The sequence below is a fragment of the Streptomyces katrae genome, assembly GCF_002028425.1.
In the GTDB taxonomy this organism is placed as follows: Bacteria; Actinomycetota; Actinomycetes; order Streptomycetales; family Streptomycetaceae; genus Streptomyces; species Streptomyces katrae_A.
In genome coordinates, this window is record NZ_CP020042.1 from 4,099,431 (window position 1) to 4,119,219 (window position 19,789).

The 19,789-nt window shown below is 70.8% G+C and carries 20 protein-coding genes, 4 tRNA genes and 1 pseudogene; 17 read left to right on the forward strand and 8 right to left on the reverse strand.

Features of this window, described 5'->3' with window-relative positions:
• The first annotated feature begins 109 nt into the window (after positions 1 to 109).
• The 3 genes from B4U46_RS37425 to B4U46_RS18705 are packed head-to-tail and all read left to right on the forward strand — an operon-like array spanning position 110 to position 2,214.
• Positions 110 to 565 (forward strand): hypothetical protein, encoded by a 456-nt coding sequence (locus B4U46_RS37425; RefSeq protein ID WP_123995808.1) that lies wholly within the window; start codon positions 110 to 112, stop codon positions 563 to 565.
• A 48-nt stretch (positions 566 to 613) separates the two neighbouring features.
• Positions 614 to 1,366, forward strand: coding sequence for a DsbA family protein (locus B4U46_RS18700; RefSeq protein WP_079428910.1), 753 nt, complete (start codon positions 614 to 616; stop codon positions 1,364 to 1,366).
• Positions 1,363 to 2,214 carry a cytochrome c biogenesis CcdA family protein gene (locus B4U46_RS18705; protein WP_079428911.1) on the forward strand — a complete coding sequence of 284 codons (852 nt, stop codon included), beginning with the start codon at positions 1,363 to 1,365 and terminating at the stop codon, positions 2,212 to 2,214. Before B4U46_RS18700 ends, B4U46_RS18705 begins: the two co-directional genes overlap by 4 nt.
• A 40-nt stretch (positions 2,215 to 2,254) precedes the next feature.
• Here B4U46_RS18705 and B4U46_RS18710 read toward each other — a convergent pair.
• The 3 genes from B4U46_RS18710 to B4U46_RS18720 all read right to left on the reverse strand — a co-directional run bounded on the left by B4U46_RS18710 (position 2,255) and on the right by B4U46_RS18720 (position 2,535).
• A tRNA-Phe gene (locus B4U46_RS18710) sits at positions 2,255 to 2,328 on the reverse strand.
• A gap of 22 nt (positions 2,329 to 2,350) precedes the next feature.
• A tRNA-Asp gene (locus B4U46_RS18715) sits at positions 2,351 to 2,424 on the reverse strand.
• Between the two features lie 38 nt (positions 2,425 to 2,462).
• Positions 2,463 to 2,535, reverse strand: a tRNA-Glu gene (locus B4U46_RS18720).
• Between the two features lie 126 nt (positions 2,536 to 2,661).
• Between B4U46_RS18720 and B4U46_RS18725 the strand changes: the two genes are divergently transcribed.
• The 5 genes from B4U46_RS18725 to B4U46_RS18750 all read left to right on the forward strand — a co-directional run bounded on the left by B4U46_RS18725 (position 2,662) and on the right by B4U46_RS18750 (position 7,426).
• Positions 2,662 to 3,012 (forward strand): metallopeptidase family protein, encoded by a 351-nt coding sequence (locus B4U46_RS18725; protein ID WP_045946535.1) that lies wholly within the window; start codon positions 2,662 to 2,664, stop codon positions 3,010 to 3,012.
• Positions 3,009 to 3,488, forward strand: a complete 480-nt coding sequence (locus B4U46_RS18730) for a fluoride efflux transporter FluC (protein ID WP_079428913.1) — start codon at positions 3,009 to 3,011, stop codon at positions 3,486 to 3,488. The genes B4U46_RS18725 and B4U46_RS18730 overlap by 4 nt, the downstream gene beginning before the upstream one ends.
• The gene (locus tag B4U46_RS18735) at positions 3,485 to 3,859 is read left to right on the forward strand and encodes a fluoride efflux transporter FluC (protein WP_079431845.1); all 375 of its coding nucleotides are present in this window, start codon (positions 3,485 to 3,487) and stop codon (positions 3,857 to 3,859) included. Before B4U46_RS18730 ends, B4U46_RS18735 begins: the two co-directional genes overlap by 4 nt.
• 1,039 nt (positions 3,860 to 4,898) lie before the next feature.
• Positions 4,899 to 7,169 carry a DEAD/DEAH box helicase gene (locus B4U46_RS18745; RefSeq protein ID WP_079428915.1) on the forward strand — a complete coding sequence of 757 codons (2,271 nt, stop codon included), beginning with the start codon at positions 4,899 to 4,901 and terminating at the stop codon, positions 7,167 to 7,169.
• 184 nt (positions 7,170 to 7,353) lie between these two features.
• Positions 7,354 to 7,426: transfer RNA gene (locus B4U46_RS18750), tRNA-Lys, on the forward strand.
• 28 nt (positions 7,427 to 7,454) lie between these two features.
• On the opposite strand, the pseudogene B4U46_RS18755 reads toward B4U46_RS18750, so the two are convergent.
• Both B4U46_RS18755 and B4U46_RS18760 read right to left on the reverse strand, forming a co-directional pair.
• A pseudogene (locus B4U46_RS18755) lies at positions 7,455 to 9,062 on the reverse strand (tyrosine-type recombinase/integrase); the annotation flags it as partial.
• Positions 9,059 to 9,562, reverse strand: coding sequence for a helix-turn-helix domain-containing protein (locus B4U46_RS18760; RefSeq protein ID WP_123995809.1), 504 nt, complete (start codon positions 9,560 to 9,562; stop codon positions 9,059 to 9,061). The gene B4U46_RS18760 and the pseudogene B4U46_RS18755, both read right to left, overlap by 4 nt.
• Positions 9,563 to 9,690: 128 nt before the next feature.
• Here B4U46_RS18760 and B4U46_RS18765 point away from each other — a divergent pair, with 128 nt between their 5' ends.
• From B4U46_RS18765 to B4U46_RS18785, 5 genes are all read left to right on the forward strand, one after another.
• Positions 9,691 to 9,912, forward strand: coding sequence for an integrase (locus B4U46_RS18765; protein WP_079431846.1), 222 nt, complete (start codon positions 9,691 to 9,693; stop codon positions 9,910 to 9,912).
• Positions 9,909 to 10,211, forward strand: coding sequence for a hypothetical protein (locus tag B4U46_RS18770; protein WP_079428917.1), 303 nt, complete (start codon positions 9,909 to 9,911; stop codon positions 10,209 to 10,211). The genes B4U46_RS18765 and B4U46_RS18770 overlap by 4 nt, the downstream gene beginning before the upstream one ends.
• A gap of 4 nt (positions 10,212 to 10,215) precedes the next feature.
• Complete coding sequence (locus B4U46_RS18775; protein WP_079428918.1) at positions 10,216 to 11,268, forward strand: bifunctional DNA primase/polymerase; 1,053 nt, start codon at positions 10,216 to 10,218, stop codon at positions 11,266 to 11,268.
• Positions 11,265 to 12,833, forward strand: coding sequence for a hypothetical protein (locus B4U46_RS18780; RefSeq protein WP_079428919.1), 1,569 nt, complete (start codon positions 11,265 to 11,267; stop codon positions 12,831 to 12,833). The genes B4U46_RS18775 and B4U46_RS18780 overlap by 4 nt, the downstream gene beginning before the upstream one ends.
• Positions 12,834 to 13,273: 440 nt before the next feature.
• On the forward strand, positions 13,274 to 13,579 hold the full coding sequence (locus B4U46_RS18785) for a hypothetical protein (protein WP_079428920.1): 306 nt from the start codon (positions 13,274 to 13,276) through the stop codon (positions 13,577 to 13,579).
• 594 nt (positions 13,580 to 14,173) lie between these two features.
• Here B4U46_RS18785 and B4U46_RS18790 read toward each other — a convergent pair.
• Together B4U46_RS18790 and B4U46_RS18795 are read right to left on the reverse strand one after the other, a co-directional pair.
• Positions 14,174 to 14,728 (reverse strand): GNAT family N-acetyltransferase, encoded by a 555-nt coding sequence (locus B4U46_RS18790; RefSeq protein WP_079428921.1) that lies wholly within the window; start codon positions 14,726 to 14,728, stop codon positions 14,174 to 14,176.
• 12 nt (positions 14,729 to 14,740) lie between these two features.
• The gene (locus B4U46_RS18795) at positions 14,741 to 16,003 is read right to left on the reverse strand and encodes a hypothetical protein (protein ID WP_079428922.1); all 1,263 of its coding nucleotides are present in this window, start codon (positions 16,001 to 16,003) and stop codon (positions 14,741 to 14,743) included.
• 177 nt (positions 16,004 to 16,180) lie between these two features.
• Here B4U46_RS18795 and B4U46_RS37430 point away from each other — a divergent pair, with 177 nt between their 5' ends.
• Genes B4U46_RS37430 through B4U46_RS18805 form a run of 3 tightly spaced genes read left to right on the forward strand, consistent with a single transcriptional unit; the run spans position 16,181 to position 17,552 of the window.
• Positions 16,181 to 16,342, forward strand: coding sequence for a hypothetical protein (locus B4U46_RS37430; protein WP_159402098.1), 162 nt, complete (start codon positions 16,181 to 16,183; stop codon positions 16,340 to 16,342).
• Positions 16,342 to 17,052, forward strand: coding sequence for a phytanoyl-CoA dioxygenase family protein (locus B4U46_RS18800; protein WP_079428923.1), 711 nt, complete (start codon positions 16,342 to 16,344; stop codon positions 17,050 to 17,052). The genes B4U46_RS37430 and B4U46_RS18800 overlap by 1 nt, the downstream gene beginning before the upstream one ends.
• 47 nt (positions 17,053 to 17,099) lie before the next feature.
• Positions 17,100 to 17,552, forward strand: coding sequence for a hypothetical protein (locus tag B4U46_RS18805; RefSeq protein WP_237292980.1), 453 nt, complete (start codon positions 17,100 to 17,102; stop codon positions 17,550 to 17,552).
• A gap of 91 nt (positions 17,553 to 17,643) precedes the next feature.
• Here B4U46_RS18805 and B4U46_RS18810 read toward each other — a convergent pair whose 3' ends face one another.
• On the reverse strand, positions 17,644 to 18,387 hold the full coding sequence (locus tag B4U46_RS18810) for an HNH endonuclease signature motif containing protein (RefSeq protein ID WP_079428924.1): 744 nt from the start codon (positions 18,385 to 18,387) through the stop codon (positions 17,644 to 17,646).
• 354 nt (positions 18,388 to 18,741) lie between these two features.
• On the opposite strand from B4U46_RS18810, the gene B4U46_RS37435 reads away from it, so the two are divergent.
• Complete coding sequence (locus tag B4U46_RS37435) at positions 18,742 to 19,719, forward strand: hypothetical protein (protein WP_123995810.1); 978 nt, start codon at positions 18,742 to 18,744, stop codon at positions 19,717 to 19,719.
• The last annotated feature ends 70 nt before the right edge of the window (positions 19,720 to 19,789 follow it).

A 19,789-nucleotide genomic window follows, 5' to 3' on the forward strand; every position in this document is an offset into this window, starting at 1 on the left:
CTGCTCGAGGATGTCACCTGTGCCCGGCGGGTGGCGAACGCATTTGTGCCCCTCCCCGTACCATTTCGGGACGAGTCCCCCAGTTCGGCGAGTGAGAGGCAGCCCACCCTTGTCCTGCCGTCGCCGCACCCGCCCGCCGGCCGCCGCACTGTTCGCGCTGGTCATGGGCGTCCTGGCCCTGGTCCTGGCCCTGGCCGGGCCGGTACCGGGTACGGCGGACCGCCACCCCGCGCCACAGGCCGTCGGCGCCCGGGCGGGGGCCGCATCCGCCGCGGCCGCCCCGGCCGGGGCCGGACGGGCGGCCGCCCGCCCGGGTGACGGGCCGCGGGCCGTCGTCGCGGGCGCCGAGCCCGGGCCGGGGCCCGCCTGCGCGCCCGGTTCCGGCGGGGCCGGGACCGAACCCGCCCTGCCGGCCCGGGCCGGGCACGAGCACGGGTCCGTCCTCGTGGCACGGGCCGTGCCCGAGGGGGTGCGGCCGTACCGGGCCGCATGCGTACAGGTGCCCGTGCGCGGGCCCGGCCAGCGGGCGCCGGGGCCGGTGGAGCTGAACGTGATGCGGGTGTAGGGGAGCCGGTCCGCCGGTCCCCCGTACGTCCCGCTCTGGAGCACCCGTATGCCCACCTCCCGCACGTCCTCCCGTAAGCCCCTGCTGTACGCCGCCGGGGTCGCCGTCGCCGCGATCACCCTCGGCGTCGTCTCCTGGCAGGCCACCGCGCCCCAGGACAAGGAACACCGCCCGGCCGCCAGCGCCAGCGCCGGCGCCTCCGCGTCCGACACGCCCGACGCCGACACCGGCGCCTTCGACGAGCTGAAGGCGCTCGCCCGCCGCGAAGCCGGCGACAAGCTCGCCGTGGGCCGCACCGACGCGCCCGTCGTCCTGATCGAGTACTCCGACTTCAAGTGCGGCTACTGCGGAAAGTTCGCCCGGGACACCGAGCCCGAACTGGTGAAGAAGTACGTCGCGGACGGCACCCTGCGCATCGAGTGGCGCAACTTCCCGATCTTCGGCGCCGAGTCCGAGGCCGCCGCCAAGGCGGCCTGGGCCGCCGGGCAGCAGGACCGCTTCACCGCCTTCCACGCCGCCGCCTACGCCGAGGGCGCCAAGGCCAAGGGCTTCGGCGAGGACCGGCTGGTCGAGCTGGCCCGCGAGGCCGGCGTCCCCGACCTGGAGCGCTTCAAGGCCGACCTGGCCGGCGAGCAGGCCGCCGCCGCGCTGCGCCGCGACCGGGAGGAGGGCTACCGCATCGGCGTCCGGTCCACCCCCTCCTTCCTCGTCAACGGGCAGCCCCTCGCGGGCGCCCAGCCCCTCGACGCCTTCACCACGGCCATCGCCCGGGCCAAGGCGCAGGCGAAGGCCGGCCAGTGAGCGGCGGCATCGGGTACGCCGCCGCCCTCCTCGGCGGCCTCCTCGCCCTGCTCAGCCCGTGCAGCGCCCTGCTGCTGCCGGCCTTCTTCGCCTACTCCGTCGACTCCCGCTCCCGGCTCCTGGCCCGCACGGGGATCTTCTACGCGGGCCTCGCCACCACCCTCGTCCCGCTCGGGGCGGCCGGCTCGTTCGCGGGCCGGTTCTTCCACTCCCACCGCGACCAGCTCGTCCTGGCCGGCGGCTGGCTGATCATCGCCCTGGGCCTGGCACAGATCCTCGGCCTCGGCTTCGCCCCGAAGCGGCTCTCCGAGCTCTCGGGGCGGATCCGCCCGACCACCGCCCTGTCGGTGTACGCGCTCGGCGCGGTCTACGGGCTGGCCGGCTTCTGCGCGGGCCCGATCCTGGGCAGCGTGCTGACGGTGGCGGCGGTCAGCGGCAGCCCGGTCTACGGCGGCCTGCTGCTGGCGGTCTACGCCCTGGGCATGGCCGTACCGCTGTTCGTGCTGGCCCTGCTCTGGGAGCGCTTCGACCTGGGCCGGCGGCGCTGGCTGCGCGGCCGCGCCCTGCGCGTGGGGCGCCTGGAACTGCACACGACCTCGCTGCTGTCCGGGCTCTTCTTCATCGCCCTGGGCACCCTGTTCCTGGTCTACGACGGGGCGAGCGCGCTGCCGGGGCTGCTGGACGTGGACGACTCGTACGCGGTCGAGGAGAAGGTGGGCGCCGTCGCGGACGCGGTCCCGGACTGGGCGCTGCTCGGGCTGGTCGGCGCCGGGGCGGTGGCCTTCGGGCTGCTGCGCTGGCGGCGGGCGGCCCGTGCGGAAGAGGCGCAGGCGGAGGAAGAGGAGTGAAACGCGGAAGGCCCCGTCCGGAGACGGGGCCTTCCTTTTGTGGCTGGGGCCGGGGTCGAACCGGCGACCTATCGCTTTTCAGGCGATCGCTCGTACCAACTGAGCTACCCAGCCACGAGACTGTTTCCAGCCTCAGCGATCCTGACGGGACTTGAACCCGCGACCTCCACCTTGACAGGGTGGCGAGCTAACCAACTGCTCCACAGGACCTGGTGTGTGCAAGAGCAAGTCTTGCACATGGTGTTGCGTACCCCCAACGGGATTCGAACCCGTGCTACCGCCTTGAAAGGGCGGCGTCCTGGGCCACTAGACGATGAGGGCTAAAGGCCCGCCGGGCACTTTGCAGCGCGTCGGGGACGTGAGAAGCATATGGGATCGGAGGAGGTATCGCCAAAACGGATTCCGCCCGGCAGGGGGAACGGCCTGCGCGGGGGCGACAATGGCCGGGTGCTGGAGATGACGCGCGAGGAGTTCGAGGAGCTCGTCGCAGAGGCCCTGGACCGGATCCCGCCGGAGCTGACGCGGCTGATGGACAACGTGGCGGTCTTCGTCGAGGACGAGCCGCCGGCCGGCGACCCCGACCTGCTCGGCCTGTACGAGGGGACCCCGCTCACCGAGCGCGGCGAGTGGTACGCCGGGGTGCTCCCCGACCGCATCACGATCTACCGCAACCCCACCCTGCGGATGTGCGAGGACCGGGAGAGCGTGGTCGCCGAGACCGAGGTGACGGTGGTCCACGAGATCGCCCACCACTTCGGCATCGACGACGAACGCCTGCACGCCCTGGGGTACGGGTGACCCGGCCCCTGCCGGGGGCCGAGGCGGTCGACCCGGACGTCGACCTCCACGTCCCGGCCCAGCGCGCCGAGCCGCAGGGCCGCGTCATCGCGGCGGTGGCCGTCGGCGGGGCCCTGGGGGCGTGCGCCCGCTACGCGGTGGGGCTGCTGTGGCCGGCCGCGGCCGACGGGTTCCCGTGGGCGACCTTCTGGACCAACGTGGCCGGCTGCGCGCTGATCGGCGTGCTGATGGTGCTGATCAGCGAGGGCGGCCGGCGCTCCCCGCACCCGCTGCTGCGGCCCTTCGCGGGCGCCGGGGTGCTGGGCGGGTTCACCACCTTCTCGACCTACGCGATGGACTTCTCGCGGCTGCTGGACGCGGGCCGGGCCGGGCTCGCGCTGGCGTACGCCGGGCTGACCCTGGTGGGCGCGCTGGGCGCGGTGTGGGCGGCGGCGGCGCTGGCCCGGCTGGCGCTGCGGCGGCGGGGGGCCGGGTGAACTGGCTGCTGGTGGTGGCGGGCGCGGCCGTCGGGGCCCCGCTGCGGTACCTGGGCGACCGGTTCGTGCAGGCGCGGCACGACTCCGTCTTCCCGTGGGGGACCTTCGTGGTCAACGCGGGCGCCTGCCTGGTGCTGGGGGTGCTCGGCGGGGCGCTCCTGGCCGGCGCGGGGTCCTCGCGGACGTCGCTGCTGCTGGGGACGGGGCTGTGCGGGGCGCTGAGCACGTACTCGACGTTCTCGTACGAGACGCTGCGGCTGGCCGAGCGCGGCTGGAAGTTCCTGGCCGCGGCGAACGTGGCGGCGTCGGTGCTCGTCGGCCTGGGCGCCGTGACCCTGGGCTCGCAGGTGGCGCGGCAGCTGTTCGCCTGACCCGGCGGCGGCCCGTCCGGCTCGCCCGCACAAGGGGCGTGTCTCTTACGGGGTAAAGGGAGTTGGGCTCATTGACCCGCTCACCGCGGACCCCGCCCCGCGTTCCGGAGGTGCCCCCGTGCGCCCGTTGCCCGCTTCCCTGTCCACCACTCTCAGACTGGCCGTCTCCGCCCTCGCGGTCGCGGCGACCGCGGGCTGCATGAGCGTCGGCGAGGACGCCGCGAAACCGGGGCCGGCCGCCTCGGTGGGCGGCAAGGGCGCCGGCGGGGCGGGCGCGGCGGCGGGCGCCGGGCACGGCTCCGGGATCCACGGCAACGGGCACGGGGTGAAGGACGGCACGCCGCAGGACGGGAAGTCCGGTGAGCCGGGGAAGGCCTCCGGGGCGACCGGGGCCTCGCCCACCCCCGGCGCGCCCGCGGGCAAGCCGGGCCAGCCCTCGCCGTCGGCCGGTCCCGGGGGCGGGGCCGGCGGGCAGGGGGGCCAGGCGCCGTCCGGCGGCGGTTCGGGGTCGGGGTCCGGGTCCGGTGCGGGTGGTTCCGGGTCGGGGTCCGGTTCGGGGTCGGGCTCCGGTGGGGCCGGGTCCGGGTCCGGATCGGGGTCGGGTGGTGCGGGCGGGGCCGGTGGGGCCGGCGGGGCCGGCGGGTCGGGGTCGGGCGGTTCCGGGGGGTCCACCCCTCCCGGTGGAGGGGAGTCCACGCCCCCTGTGACGCAACCCACTCCGAGCCAGACGCCGCCGGCCTCACCCGGGCCGAGCGTGGCCTGAGAGCAGGGGCGCGGGGGTGTCGCGGGGGGTGTCCCGGGGGGATCGCACCCCGGCGTCGCGTCCCAGGTCGGAGGGGGTTCCGCAGGAACGACTTGCCAGACCCCCGGGAGGGTGCGTATGGTTATAGATCGTTTGATCCCATTGCCCGGCGCCGAATCCGAAGAGCGCCGTGTGGCGCGTACTCTCCCTAGCCGTGGCTGACCGCATTGAGGCGGTCGATTTGCGATTCACGGAGTTTGGGCGCGTGCCGAGACTCCGGAAGGTTTCGCATTTCGCATGTCCATTTCCAGTTCTGACCGTTCCGTCCTGCCCGAGAACGACTCCACCGAGATCGTCGACGCCGTTGAGGCCCTTGTCGTGACCGAGGCCATGGAGGCCGCGGAGGCGAACGAGATCATCGAGGCGCTCGAGGCCGATGTGACGGCCGACGCCGCCGACTCCGACGAGGACGCCGCCGACGCCGAGCCCACGGTCACCTTCGCGGACCTCGGTCTGCCCGAGGGCGTCGTGCGCAAGCTCGCGCAGAACGGCGTCACCACCCCGTTCCCGATCCAGGCCGCGACCATCCCGGACGCCCTGGCCGGCAAGGACATCCTCGGCCGCGGCCGCACCGGCTCCGGCAAGACCCTCTCCTTCGGTCTGCCGACCCTGGCCCGCCTGGCCGACGGCCACACGGAGAAGAAGAAGCCCCGCGCCGTCATCCTCACCCCGACCCGCGAGCTCGCGATGCAGGTCGCGGACGCCCTCCAGCCCTACGGCGACGTCCTCGGCCTGAAGATGAAGGTCGTCTGCGGCGGTACCTCCATGGGTAACCAGATCTACGCCCTGGAGCGCGGTGTCGACGTCCTCGTCGCCACCCCCGGCCGTCTGCGCGACATCATCAACCGCGGCGCCTGCTCCCTGGAGAGCGTCGAGGTCGCCGTCCTCGACGAGGCCGACCAGATGTCCGACCTGGGCTTCCTGCCCGAGGTCACCGAGCTGCTCGACCAGGTCCCGGCCGGCGGCCAGCGCATGCTCTTCTCCGCCACGATGGAGAACGAGATCGGCACCCTGGTCAAGCGCTACCTGTCGAACCCGGTCAGCCACGAGGTCGACAGCGCCCAGGGCAACGTCACGACCATGACCCACCACGTCCTCGTCGTGAAGCCGAAGGACAAGGCCCCGGTCACGGCCGCCATCGCCGCCCGCAAGGGCCGCACCATCATCTTCGTCCGCACCCAGCTGGGCGCCGACCGCATCGCCGAGCAGCTCGTCGAGTCCGGCGTGAAGGCCGACGCGCTGCACGGCGGCATGACGCAGGGCGCCCGTACCCGCGTCCTCGCCGACTTCAAGGACGGCTACGTCAACGCGCTCGTCGCCACCGACGTCGCCGCCCGCGGCATCCACGTCGACGGCATCGACCTGGTCCTCAACGTGGACCCGGCCGGCGACCACAAGGACTACCTGCACCGCTCGGGCCGTACCGCCCGCGCCGGCAAGTCGGGCGTCGTGGTCTCCCTGGCCCTGCCGCACCAGCGCCGCCAGATCTTCCGCCTGATGGAGGACGCGGGCGTCGACGCCTCGCGCCACATCGTCGGCGGGGCCGGCGCCTTCGACCCGGAGGTCGCCGAGATCACCGGTGCGCGCTCGCTCACCGAGGTCCAGGCCGACTCGGCGAACAACGCCGCCAAGCAGGCCGAGCGCGAGGTCGCCGACCTCACCAAGCAGCTGGAGCGCGCGACGCGTCGCGCCGCCGAGCTGCGTGAGGAGGCGGACCGCCTCGTCGCCCGCTCCGCCCGCGAGCGCGGTGAGGACCCGGAGGCCGCCGTCGCCGAGGTCGTCGAGGCCGCCGAGGCCGAGCTGGCCGCCGCCGTGGCCGAGCAGGCCGCGCAGGCCGCCGCCCAGGAGCAGCGCTTCGAGCGCCGCGACGACCGGGGCAACTTCGAGCGCCGCGACAACCGCCGCGACGACCGGGGTGACCGTGGTGGCGACCGCGGCGACCGTGGTGGCTTCCGTCGCGATGACCGTCCGTCGGGTGGGTTCCGTCGTGACGACCGTCCGTCGGGTGGCTTCCGCCGTGACGACCGTCCCTCGGGTGGCTTCAACCGTGACGACCGTGGTGGCGACCGTGGCGGCTTCCGTCGCGATGACCGTCCGTCGGGTGGGTTCCGTCGTGACGACCGTCCGTCGGGTGGCTTCCGTCGCGATGACCGTCCCTCGGGTGGCTTCAACCGTGACGACCGTGGTGGCGACCGTGGCGGCTTCCGCCGCGATGACCGTCCGTCGGGTGGGTTCCGTCGCGATGACCGTCCGTCGGGTGGCTTCCGTCGCGATGACCGTCCCTCGGGTGGCTTCAACCGCGATGACCGTGGTGGCGACCGTGGCGGCTTCCGCCGTGACGACCGTCCCTCGGGTGGCTTCAACCGTGACGACCGTGGTGGCGACCGTGGCGGCTTCCGCCGTGACGACCGCCCCTCGGGCGGGTTCCGCCGCGACGACCGTCCGTCCGGCAACGGCTCCTTCGGCGCCCGCCGCGACGACAAGCCCCGCTGGAAGCGCAACGGCTGACGCCTGAGCAACCCCTGACGAGGAATCGGCCCCCACAGCACCCCGGTGCGGTGGGGGCCGAGCCCTTTTCCGGCCGCTTCCGCCCCACCCGCACCCCGTGGCGGGAAACCGCCGGGGCCACACCCGGCGATACCCGATCGGCCAGCAGCCTCTCTGCGGCTATGCTCTGGGGTGAGCACATGGAGGGCCATTAGCTCAATTGGCAGAGCAGCGGACTTTTAATCCGTTGGTTGTCGGTTCGAGTCCGACATGGCCTACAGCTCGCGAGGCGGAGGAACCTTCCTCTGACCTGCGCCTTAGCGCCCCATTCGACTTCTTCGGGTGGGGCGCTTTGTCGTGCCCGGGGCGTCCGGTGGCCTGATGTGAGCCCGAGGTGAGCCCGGCGGTACGAACGGCCTGCCGGGGGACCAGCCTCACTGCGGCCTCGGCAGCCTTGCGCGCGACCTCGGGCAGGACACTGGTGTACGTGTCCGAGGTGATGGTGATGGAGGAGTGGCCGAGCATCTCCTGTACGACCTTCATCTCGGCGCCGGCCGCAAGGGCGAGGGTTGCCGCGCCGTGGCGCAGGTCGTGCAGCCGGATCGGGGGCAGGCCCGCCTCGGCAGCCAGCCGCCGGAACTGGTCGGTCACCCATGCCGGGTGGAGCCACTCGCCGTTTTCCTGCGTGAACACCCGGCCGGTGTCGACGTACGCCTCGCCCCACGCGAGGCGCTCCCGCACCTGCCGCTTGCGGTGCTTCGCGAGCACCTTCACCGTCTCGGAGTCGAGGGCGACCACGCGCTCGCCGCTGTCCGTCTTGGGCGCGGACTCCTCGACCTTCCAGCCACGCTGCACGAGCTGAGTGGCGACGGTGAGCAGCCCGGCCCCGAGGTCGGTCTCGGTCCACTGCTGGCCGCACGCCTCGCCTCGGCGCAGGCCACGGAAGGCGATCAGGTGGTACAGCGCGTAGAGGCGGTGCTTCGCCGCACGGTCGAGGAACGCGCCCGTCTGCTCGGGCGTCCAGACCATGACGGGCGACGGCTTGTCTCCCGTCCGCTTCCACTGGGCGATGCGCTCCTCGGTCCAGACGAGTGCCTTGGGCCGCTTACCGGTCTCCAGTTCGACATGTGACGCCGGGTTGAAGGTGATGAGCTGCTGCGCAATGGCATCGTTCAGGGCCGCTCGCAGAGTGGCCCGAACGCGCTGTCGGGTCGCCGGCCCGGTGACCTTTCGGAACGGCTTCATCTCGGCGAGCTTGGCCCTCTCGGCGGCTATCCGCTCGCGCTCGGCGGGGAGCGGTCGCCCCGGTGTGGTCGGCTTGCTCAGCGCGACCTGCGCCCGGCGGTTGGCGTTCTCGACGAGGATCTCCTCGTTGTGCTCCTCGATCGCGTCGAACAGCTCGACCAGGTGGCCTACGTTCAGCCGGTCGAGGCGGTGCTGCCCGATGTGCGGCTTCAAGTGGACACGGATGTGCGACTCGTATCCGTCGAGGGTGGAGTCGCGGCGCCGCTTGCCGGCGAGCCACTGGTCGAGCCAGTCGCCGACGGTCAGCCGGGCGGTGAGGGACTGGCCGGTACGGAACCGACGCTGAGTCTCCTCGTAGTCGGGTATGGCCTCCTTCTTGGAGGCGACGGTTTCGAGCAGGTCGCCGATCAGCAGGCGCCCGTCGGGGTCATCGTCACCCGGGATGCTGAGCAGCGCGCGCAGCCGGTCGAGGTCGCCCTGCGCCTCGTTCTTCGTGGCGTAGCCCGAGCGGCGGAAGGTGCGGCGCTTGCCGTCCTTGTCGTTCGGCAGCTCTTGCCGGACGTTCCATAGGCCGTGGCGCTTCTGCGTGAGCTTGGGGCACGACTGCCCGAACTGCTTGCCCGTTTCCGGGTTGCGGCAGGCGCACCGTTTGAAGGTCGAGCCGGTCAATCCTTCTCCTCCCCCTCGCCGAGCCTGTCGAGGAACGCCTTGTCGAACGCTCGGCTTGCCTCTTCGTAGGACTGCTTCGTCTCGCGGAGCTGAGCGAGGGATTCCTCGTACTCGCGTTCTGCGGCTTCCTTGCGCCGGAGTGCTTCCTCGGTGCGGAGTCGAGTGCTCAGGTAGAGCGAGAACGACACCCGGTACGTCGATTCGATCAGCGACTGTTCCGGGCTGTCCGCCTGGTTGCCGAGCAGCTCGTTAACGGAGACGCCGAAGCACAGGGCCAGAGCGGCAGCCTCGTTGACGCGGACGGGGCGTGAACCGCCCTCCGTCTTCGCGACGGTTGTCTGGCGCCAGGAGAAACCGCTCCGGCTCATCATCGTCGCCACGTCTTCTTGCGACATGCCGCGTGCCGTGCGGAGTGAGCGCAGGGCTTCGCCCAGTGCCTTTTCAGGCTCGTAGCCGTAGCCCCACATGGTGTCTGCTTGCTGACCCTGTTCATTCTCCACGGGAATGGACGCTACACCCTGGGTGGGGTTGACACCAGCCGATCTAGGGGATCATGCTCAAGGGGAATGATGCGCCCAACCCCCTGGAGGATGCCTTGCACTCGCTCGAAGATCAGAACGTGAAGGGGATGACAGCGGCCGAGTTGATGGCCCTGCCCGTCAGCTTCGACCTCGACACGGCGAACCGAGCCTTGGCCCTTGGCCGGACGACCGGGTACGCCCTGGCCAAGAACGGCGAGTACCCGGTGCGGGTCCTGCGCCTTGGACGGCAGTACCGCGTCACTCGGTACGACCTGCTGCGCTTTCTCGGCTTTCAGAGCCAGGAGCCGACCGAGGCGGGTGCCGCGTGAGTAGCCCGGTCATCACTCCTCGCCGCTCGGCAGCCCTGCCGACGATGAGCTACCGCCTGCCCGTTTCGCACGGGTGGGCGGTGCTTCCTGATGCCACGAGGGAGTTGGGCGGACTGACCCCCACACCCAACGGGTTCCGTGCGCGCCTCTTCATCGGAGGTGCGCGCGACATCGACGAGTACACCGCCCGGACGCTCGCCGCCGTACTGGCTCGGAGCGCGGGGTATCAGGTGCACGGCACCGACCCGGACGGGCTCGCTGCTGTCGTGGCCACCCTCGCCGCACTGCTGGGGCGGTGACGGTTTGACGACCCCGACCCCGACCCCTGACCCGCTCCGCGTCGCCCTGTGGCTGGCCGCTCAGGGCTACGCGGTGCACCCGCTTGCCCCGGGTGCCAAGCTGCCTGTGCGCGGCTGCGACCGCTGTGCAGCCGGGACCAAGGAGCGTCCCAACCCTCACCACGTCCCGCACGATGGGCACGGCTGCGAGTGCATCGCCGCCGGCCGCCCCTGTCACGGCGTGCTCGCCGCGACCACCGACGCCGAGCGAATCGCCGCATGGTGGGCCCGGATGCCGTCCGCCGGCGTCGGCGTTGCCGCGGGTCCATCCGGCCTGGTGATACTCGATGTGGACTGCCACGGCGGACAGCCTCCCGAGGAGCAGTCCGAGCTGCTCCCGGGCGTCGACCTGCCCGAGGACGTCGCCCCTGGCAGCATCGCCGATGGCCGCGACACCCTCGCTCTGCTCGTCGAGGCGCGACGTGCGACGCTGCCTGGCTGCGGTCCGCAGACACTGACCGTGCTCACCCCGTCCGGCGGACTGCACTACTGGTTCCGTGCCCCGGCCGGTACGGCATGGCGCCCGCTCGCCGGCGCACTGGGCTGGCAGCTCGACGTGCGCGCCGGCGCCTCGTACGCCGTGGCCCCGGGCACGGTCACCCGCGCCGGCACGTACACCGCGCTCGGTGACTGCCGCACGGTCGCCGAGTTGCCCGTCTGGCTGGCGCGCGACCTCGACCGCACCGGGCACCGCGTGCGCCCCGAGAGGCCCCGTACCGTGCTGCCTTGGCGCTCCCGCCCCATGGGCAGCGGGTACGCCGCGGCTGCTGTCGAGGCCGAGCTGCGGACTGTCGCCGGGGCGCAGCCCGGCACTCGGAACGCCACGCTCAACCGCGCCTCCTTCAACCTCGGCACCCTCTGCGCGGCTGGCCGACTCGACCGCGGACAGCTCGTCGACGTACTGCTCGACGCGGCTCGGCACGGTGGGCTGTCCGACCGCGAGGCCGAGGCTGCGATTCGCTCCGGCCTCACCGCAGGCGAGCGGAACCCGCGCACGCACACCGGGGCCGCCGCATGATCCCTCCGGCCTTTGACCCGATTGCCGCCGCCCGCTCGGTCGTCCCCTTCCCACGGGCGGAGCAGGGTGGGGAGCAGCCGCGTGCCGCGAAGCAGGAGCGGCAGCCCCCGCAGGCCGAGGTGCTGCGTGTCCTCGGGCAGAACCGGTTCCGGTACCTGCACCACAATGGCGCCCCGTACGCAGTCCCGTACGACGGTCCGGCCGTCGCCGTGCCGTTGCGCGCAGCAGCGCACACCGGAACCGGCAGCCTGCGGCAGCACCTCACCCGTATTTACGTCACCGAGTACGACCGCACCCCCTCGCAGACCGCACTCGCCGATGCCGTTGCCACGCTCGACGCCCTCGCCATGCGCGTGCCCGAGACCGAGCTGCACCTGCGCGTCGGTGTGGACCCCGAGGACACAGCGGTGTCTTGGCTCGACATCGGCCGCCCCGACGGGGAGTCGGTCCGTATTGCCCCGGACGGGTGGACCTTGACGTGCCCGGACCCCGAGGCGGGTCCGGTCTGGCGCCGCACCAAACTGGTTCGGCCACTGCCCCGCCCCGACCGCCCGGCCGGCGGCTGGCGCGAGGGCATCGGCGAACTCTCCACCCTGCTGCCCTTCACCCCTGAGACGCTGCCGCTCGCGATCGGGTGGCTCCTGGCCGCGCTGCGCCCGGGGATGCCGCGCCCCATCGCGTACCTGACCGGTGAGCAGGGCACTGGCAAGAGCACCTCGGGCCAGATGCTCACCGGGATCATCGAGGGTGCCCGCGCGCCCCTGCGGCAGGCGCCCGAGAACCTGCGCGACCTCGGCCCGACCACGGCCGCCGGATGGGTGCTCGCCCTCGACAACCTTTCGGGGCTGCCCGGCTGGCTGTCCGATGCCCTGTGCCGCATCGTCACCGGTGACGCGCAGGTGACCCGCGCTCTCTACACCGACGACGACGTGAACGTGCTGACCTACCAGCGCCCCGTACTGCTGACCGGCATCGACCTCGGCGCCCTCCGTAACGACCTCGCCGAGCGCATGATGCCGCTCGAACTCCAGCCCATCCGCCGAGACCAGCGCCGCACCGCGGGCGCGCTATGGACCGCGTACGAGCAGGCGCACCCCCGCATCCTTGGCGCCCTGCTCGACCTCGCTGCCGAGGTATGGGCCGACCTCCCGCAAGCCGCCGCAGACCTCACCGAACGGCCTCGACTCGCCGATTTCGCCGAGCTGCTGCACGCGCTCGACAGGGTCACAGGCTGGCGCAGCCTCGATGCGTTCAACGGGGCGCAGGACGCCTTGAACGATGCCGTCCTCGACGGTCATCCGGTCGCCGGCGCGCTACGCGACTGGACAGCCTCTCCTGCCTTCCCGCCCGGCGGATGGCGGGGGACCATGGGCGAGCTGCACCGGCAGCTCAGCAGCGACGGCCGAGGCTTTGCCGAGGGTTGGCCCAAGACCCCGGCCGTGCTGAGCGCCCGGATTCGGCAGGTAGCTCCAGCGCTCCGCGCTCGCGGTATTCACGTGGCGCGTACCTCGGGCAGCAATAAGCACGGCAAGGTGTACGCCGTTACTCACGACCCCGCCTCATGACCCCGCCCCCGACACGCGCCCCGGAACGGCAACAGCCGCCCGGGGCGCTTTCATGTCGGGGGGACGCACCGGGGGACGGCGGGGACGGGCCTTCAACCGCTGATCGTCCCCCCAGGCCCGGGCAAGGACGGGACAGCAAGCGAAAGGGGGACGTGGGGGACGGTTCCACTCCCTCTCTTCTCTGTTTCACCCAGAGAGGCAAAGAAGAGGGAGAGGGGAAGCGGCCAACAGCGTCCTCTGCGTCCCCACCGTCCCCCCATGAGCGTGGCGCCGAACTTGACTGCCGCCCCTCAGTCATTGCTGCACCCCCTAGCGGGACCAATCTAGATCGCCTCGGGCCCCTGGGCGCCAGACGGGTGGCTTCCTCTTCACCAGTGCTGCCTGGTGCTATGTCCGGGGCATAACCCTCTGGGTTGTCATCGACAGTGCGAGGAATTGTCATGTCGGAACTAAGCCCCGAGGCGTCGCCGGTCGAACGCGGCCTCTATTGGGGAACTGTGGTGCTCGGTCAACAGGGAATCCAGATGGATTCTGCAAAGCTGCGCGACTCGGTGGAGTCGGCCGCCGCCGTGGTGCGGGACCGCGAAGAGCTACGTGCGGATCGGGCGACTGAGTTGTTCATCACGAATGTCACCATCGCTGCCGGAGCCAGGGTTGCCTTCGGTGAGGAGCCGCTCACCTCGGAAGAGATCTCGCAAAGCGTGGATTTCTTTGATTGGTTTCTGAACAGCTACTGGCATGTGTGATGGTTGAGGGAGAGGGGGCGTCAGGTGAGCCCTCTGCCGAGCAGACGCAACAAAGATTGAAGAGCCTCTGCGTATACGTGGCGGGCGGCCTGGGTGGGCTGATCCTCTTCGGAGAGATTGCGCGGGATGCTTTCAGTGAGGTCACCGCCTATGTGCGAGCGAGCTTTGTCACCCTTGTAATCATCGGTGGTGTTCTTCTGGGTTCTGCTTGGACTTCTGCGGACTGGCCGGTCGGCGAGGTGAAGGGGAAAAGGAGGAATGTTCCAGGACTCAGAGCGTATAGGGCGGCCACCATTGCCGTACTGCTCGCGGGCCTCAGTCTTCTCGTAGCCGTCTGGTGGGCAGCTATTTCCCCGCGGGAAGGCCACTGAATGTAGCGGACAGGCAGCTGATCGGGCACCGTCGCGATCGAGTTTTGCCTCCCGACCGGTCGCGCCTTGTGCGCGGGCGCGCGCGAATACCGCAGGGCACTGACAACCGCCCTCGAAACGTCGGCGCGCACCCGGTTCCCCCCCTCCCTCGCGCGCATAGGCGGCGGGCTTGGTGGAAGGCTCCCGCGACCGGTCGCTGCGCCTTACGCGCGCGGGGAGCAGCTCAATGAAGGTCGAGCAGCATCACGTCGTGCAGGTCCGCGCCAGCCCAAGGGCGCGCGTCGCCGATCTTGCGGTACCCCCATGCCCGGTACGCGGACACGGCCGCCTTGCTGTCCGGGTGGACGTTGAGCAGGACCCTCTCGGCCTCGGTGCCGTCGAGGACGGCATCGTGCAGGCGACGGGCGATGCCCTGCCTGCGCCATGCGGCACGCACGGCAAGTTCCATCAGGCCGAACGTCCGCCGGCCGTCCTCGCGCCGCATCTCGTCGGGCACGGGCACAGTCAGTTGGTCCCACCAGCCCGTCTGCGGCCCGAGGGGGTAGCCGTACGCCATGCCGACGGCGTCACCGTCCGAAGCGCTCGCCAGGGCGCCGCGAAAGGTGGCCTTGCGGGTCTGGGACCGGAAGCGGCGGAACGCGGCTGCGACGTCGGTCTCGGTCTCGTCGTAGGGCGGCTCGGCGAACGCCTCGGCGTAGACCAGGCGGAACGCTTCCTCGGCCCTGGCGGCGGCCGGCCCGTCGAGCTGCTCGACGCTGGCCTGTGCTGGCTGACTCATCCGGCGGCCCTCTCACACGGTTTCGCGGATACGTGCCACGCATTCGCGGGCGGTTGGGCTGTCGACTACCCCGGCCGCCCGCTGGAAATCGTGCACCTTGCCCAGCAGCCGGGGAGAGGCGATGCCTCCCCAGTTATCCAGCACGCCGCCCACCTCAGCGCACGCCTCGTCGGCCTCCCCCGCGGCGAGGAGTACACCGGCGAGCTTGACGCGGTACGAGGCGCTGTTCCGGGCGAGCCCACCGCCAATCCCGCGCACGGCCGCCCGGAGGAACGGCACGGCGCGCTTGGGCTGGTCTGCTCGTACGTACATGTCGGCCGTGGCGTAGTCGACCTCGAACGGGCCTACGAACTTCGCCCAGTTGGGCACGTCTGTATCCGCGTCCGCGCGCCCCTGGTAGCTGACGGCGCGGGACAGGGCGCGTCGGGCGCCCGGCAGGTCCCCGGCGTGCGTGGCGACGTTGGCATCGCGCAACGCGATCACGAGGTGCACCGTCGCACCCGCCCCTGCTTGGGTTGCGAGGCGGTAGGCGTTCTCGACGGCACTCGCAGCCTCCCAGGACCGGCCGGCCTTGACCGCCAGGAGTACGAGCGTCTCCAGCACGGAGACCTGTAGCAGCGGGTTGTCGACGAGCTGCGCCGCGGCCAGGGCTTCCATGCATGCGGCGCGGCCCTCCCCGATGCGTCCCCCGTCGTAGCCGTACCAGGCCCGGTGCCCGTGCAGCTCGGCGAGCATCGTCTGTAGCTCACGGCCCACACCGGAGGTGTACGAGGCGCTGCTCAGGGCTCGCGTGATCTCCGCCTCGATGCGCTCGGCCTGCGTGCTCGCCGGCACACTGCCCGCGGTGTGGTCTGTCTGGTAGAGCCCGTCGAGGCGCTCTCTCAGCCGCCCGAGATCGGCCGTGCCGATGCGTGGGCCCGGTGCGGCGGGCAGCAGAGCAGCGGCAGCGAGGGCGCCCGCGTCTGCGACGAACGTTCTCCTCTTCACCTCTCCAGCGTCGCTGATCGGCGCCGCAACCGTCACGCGATGACCGGGGACGTCGAACCCCATCTCGGCGAGGGGCATGCCGAACATGGCTTCGAGTACGGCTTGCTGGCCCGGGTGCGGCAGGGGCGGGGGCGTCTCGCTCTCCCACCGTCGCAGTTGGCGGACGCTCACCGCGGCGGCGACGCCGAGGCGGGCGGACTCCTGCCGGAACGCCTTGACGAACGTCTCCTGCGTGTGGCCGGCAGCCCGCCGTAACCGTGCCAGCCCGCCCGACTCCTGTTCCGTCATGCGCTTCCCCCTCGCAGCTACGGGTCGTGTACCCACCGTAGTGATCTGGCCCCGGACTCGGGCGCGGAAACGTCCGCCCAAACGTCCGGTGCCCGCTCGCCCATGACGCCCTCTCAAGCGGTGCACTGGTGACACACCGAACCACAACGCCCCTGAGCAGCGGGAGTACGCATGCCCATGACCATTCGCGTGTACGACGTCAACGGCCAGACGGGACAGGTCGTCCACGAGCGTGCCGAGGTGGTCGTCGGGCCCGGGGTCCGAGACAGCCCGCCCATGAACTCCCTCGCCTTCCCGCCCTGCCAGTGCACCCGCTGCCGGCCGAAGGTCGAAGCCTGATGAGCGCGCCCCTCACCATCAGCTACACGGGACCGAGCCCGCTCGGCGAGGACGGATACCGGACCGGGCTGGATTGGAACACCAACAGCCGAGCCCGCGCCCGCGCCACCGAGGTCATCGCCGAGCACCGCGCCGAGCGGACCGAGGTCGTGCTCGACGCGCACCTGCGCTCCGAGTGGGCCGCGCACGCGGTACGCGCCCCCGGACTGCTCGCCGCCGTGCAGGAGACGATCGGCGGGGCGGTCGCCGTCGAGAACACCTTTCTGATGATCAAGTGGCCCGGCCGTGAGTTCCGCGTGCCCTGGCATCAGGACGGCACCAACCGACGGATGCAGCTCGACCCCGCCCGCTCGGTCGCGGCCTGGCTCGCCATCACCGACGCGACCACCGCCAACGGCTGCTTGCAGGTCATCCCCGGCTCACACGCCAGCGGCTACCTCGGCAACGACCGCGAGGCGAGCAGCGCCCGCCGAGGCAGAGCCCTCGGAGTGCAGGGCATGCCCAACGGACCGCACGACCACGGCCTATGGCTGCCGCTCGACGCCGGGCAGGCATGCCTGATGGACGTCCGGCTCCTGCACCGCTCGGACAGCAACACGACCGCCGGCGCCCGGATCGGCCTGAATATCCGCTACGTCGCTCCCGGTGCCATCCGGTCGAGCGGCGCCCACAGCCCCAGCCTGTACCCGTTGACCGGGTCGAGCTGGTGATCACGCACCACCTGCAACGCACCATCGGCAACGAGAGGAGAACCACCGTGACCATCCTCGAAACCAGCGCTCCGCCGATCACCCGTGTCCGGGTGCTCACCGGCGAGGACGCCGACCCCGCCCGGCGCGGCAGCAAGAACGTCGTGGCGTTCAGCGACTGCCGGTACTACTGCCCCGACGCCGCTACCGTCGAGCGGTGCATCGAGCACCTGCGCGCCAGCGACGAGCGGCTGCGCTCCCGCCCCGACGAGCAGATGCTCTGGGACTGGGAGTGCACGTACTTCGAGGCCGACCCGGACAACGAGAACGGCGGCGGGACGGTCCTGCTGGGCGTCGCCTGGTACGACCGCGCGTTCTTCGACGACCGTCGGGGCGCCTGGTTCGGCGCCATGCACACCCGCATCTACCAGGAGATCGGCGTCCCGTTCGAGAACGTGACCGTCGAGCACTGGCTCGCGCTCGACGCGGCCGAGTGGAAGCCGGAGGGCGCGTCTCTTTAGAGGCGAGCACCGTACAGCCGCGGCCACAGAGATTCGCAGTCTCGGCCCCCGTCGCAGTGCAGCCGACGGGGGCCGAGATCCGTCGTGCCCTCTAGTAGTCACCTCGCGCACTGCGCAGTTGCTTGGCCGCGTACGTCAACTGTTCAATCAGATGCGCTGACCCTGCGAGTTCTTCGGCAGCGTCACGTAGTGTGTTCGCCGAGTCCTCCAGCCCCCGCAGCTTGTCGGCAGCTGACCGAAGAGTGCCAGCGCTGTCCTCAAGGCCGCGCAAGTCCTGGGCAGCCGATTGCAGCATCCACGCAGCGTCGGGATCAACACCGAATCCATGCACGCGGGGGTCCGCCAACTCCTCGACCAGCACTCGCAGAGTCGCGGCGGCTTCGGGTGCGATGCGTGCAAGCTCAGCAAGCGCCTCGTGTGTCTCGTCGAAGAACGACTCAAACGACTCGGTCACCAGTTCCCTGAGGCGTGCCTCGGTGAGCCCCCGAAGCCCCTGCAACGCTGCCAGACCCCCGGACTCTCGCTCCCGCTTCCATTGGCCAAGCATCGCGACGCTGTACTGGTCGCTGTCACGGCCATCGACACGCACGTGGTGGGCCTTGCACAGCAGCAGCAGGTTCCCGAAGTCGTTCTTCTCTTCGAGAGTCATCTGCGGGTCAAAGCGCTTGCCCCCGGAGCTGACGGCGCGGATGTGAGCAATTTCCAAGTTCAGGATGTGCTCGCCGTCCACCAGCTTCGTCACCGGCTCGTCGCAGCCCGGCCAGTAGCAGGTGCCACGGCACAAAGACATCAGTGCCGCGTGGGTACCCGGCGTGTACTTCCGAGCTTCGCCCATGTTGCTCCCCCTCCGTCGTCAGCGATCGCGCAGCCTAGGCGCTGCCTGATGGACTTCACATCGCAGCAATCGCGGCAAGGGGGCCTAACTCGCCACGCCGACGGTACGCCGGGCATGGATGCTGTGACCCAAGGTCTGTCACGTAAAGATCACGTTCAGTTGCGGCCTTCCAGCAGTCACGCCAACGGCAGCTTCCTGCGGTGATGACGGAGTCAGCAGCGTGGCGACGAACAGCGCAGGCGGCCGGGTCCACCAGCCCTGGTGAACCCCGTGCCCGCTGTCGGTGCGCCATGCGACCCTCGACCTCGGCCACGCGCTCGTGCAGCCGGCGCACCTGTCGAGATGGGGGACGACATGAGTGACGACATACAGACCGCCGCACCTTCGGTGGAGGATGCGCTGCGCTCCCCCCGGCTGCTCTCCCGTGCCGAAGGTGCAGTCATGGCTCTCTTCACCACGCAGGCCTACGAATTGGGATGGACGGTACGGAGCAAATTGGGCGGCGTCCTGGACCACGTGACTCTGTCCTGCGTCGCGGGGCATTCGATCCAGGTGACGCCAGTGTCCGCGCTGCACCCCAAGCTCGGCAGCACGATTGTCCAGCCGCCCCCAGGAATGGTCAATGTGGGACCTGTCGGGTGGCCGACCGCCCTCGCGAGGTGCGAACCGTGCGCTAGGAAGCGGTGGGAGGAAGCCGCCCGTGCGTCGTTCCCTGCTTACGCCATCGAGACCGATCTCCGGATCCTGGCGGACGCCACATCCCCTAGCGGGTATCCGGCGAACAAAGTGCGCTGCCTGCATGGGCACGAGTTCACCGTGACCGCAATGGATCCACGCACCCCGGGGCGAGTGCCGGGGATTACTTACGACTTCACGACGGGTTTTGACGGCGCCGACGCCCCCTGCGTTACGTGTCGTGGCATATCCCAGACACCCAAACTCGTTGAGTTCAGGAGCCGCGCCCGCGAGCAGAGCGTCATGATCCTGGACGCCATGTCGAACTACGTGGGCCAGACTGTGCGCCTGTGCTGCATTGCCGGACACCTAACCTCGGCAAGCATCAATGCCGGCCTGAAACGCGAGCTGCTGTGCGTTCGATGCAGCGGAGCAGCCGTTCGCCCCGAACCAACTGTGTACTACGTGGTGACCGATGAGGCCATTGTGAAGCCTGGCATCTCTTCGGGTGACGGACGAGGGCGTCTTGATACCCACCGCAGCCAGCACGGTTTGGGTCAAGTCCGCCGACTCATAACCGACCTGCCTTTCGGCGCGGCCGCGATGTCGAGAGGCACGTCCTGGACGGCTTGGCCAGCCAGGGCATTCGTCCGATGATGGGCTCCGAGTATTTTGACGCCGCACATATAGACCAGGTGCTGGAGCTGGCTGACTTGTGGTTCGCAGA

What these genes read in the sequence shown, in the direction of transcription:
- B4U46_RS18795 (WP_079428922.1), bottom strand. Translation starts at nt 16,003, where the DNA reads ATGACGGAACAGGAGTCGGGCGGGCTGGCACGGTTACGGCGGGCTGCC.
- B4U46_RS18700 (WP_079428910.1), top strand. Translation starts at nt 614, where the DNA reads ATGCCCACCTCCCGCACGTCCTCCCGTAAGCCCCTGCTGTACGCCGCC.
- B4U46_RS18790 (WP_079428921.1), bottom strand. Translation starts at nt 14,728, where the DNA reads ATGAGTCAGCCAGCACAGGCCAGCGTCGAGCAGCTCGACGGGCCGGCC.
- B4U46_RS18810 (WP_079428924.1), bottom strand. Translation starts at nt 18,387, where the DNA reads ATGGGCGAAGCTCGGAAGTACACGCCGGGTACCCACGCGGCACTGATG.
- B4U46_RS18780 (WP_079428919.1), top strand. Translation starts at nt 11,265, where the DNA reads ATGATCCCTCCGGCCTTTGACCCGATTGCCGCCGCCCGCTCGGTCGTC.
- B4U46_RS18785 (WP_079428920.1), top strand. Translation starts at nt 13,274, where the DNA reads ATGTCGGAACTAAGCCCCGAGGCGTCGCCGGTCGAACGCGGCCTCTAT.
- B4U46_RS18765 (WP_079431846.1), top strand. Translation starts at nt 9,691, where the DNA reads ATGACAGCGGCCGAGTTGATGGCCCTGCCCGTCAGCTTCGACCTCGAC.
- B4U46_RS18745 (WP_079428915.1), top strand. Translation starts at nt 4,899, where the DNA reads ATGTCCATTTCCAGTTCTGACCGTTCCGTCCTGCCCGAGAACGACTCC.
- B4U46_RS18800 (WP_079428923.1), top strand. Translation starts at nt 16,342, where the DNA reads ATGAGCGCGCCCCTCACCATCAGCTACACGGGACCGAGCCCGCTCGGC.
- B4U46_RS37430 (WP_159402098.1), top strand. Translation starts at nt 16,181, where the DNA reads ATGACCATTCGCGTGTACGACGTCAACGGCCAGACGGGACAGGTCGTC.
- B4U46_RS37435 (WP_123995810.1), top strand. Translation starts at nt 18,742, where the DNA reads ATGAGTGACGACATACAGACCGCCGCACCTTCGGTGGAGGATGCGCTG.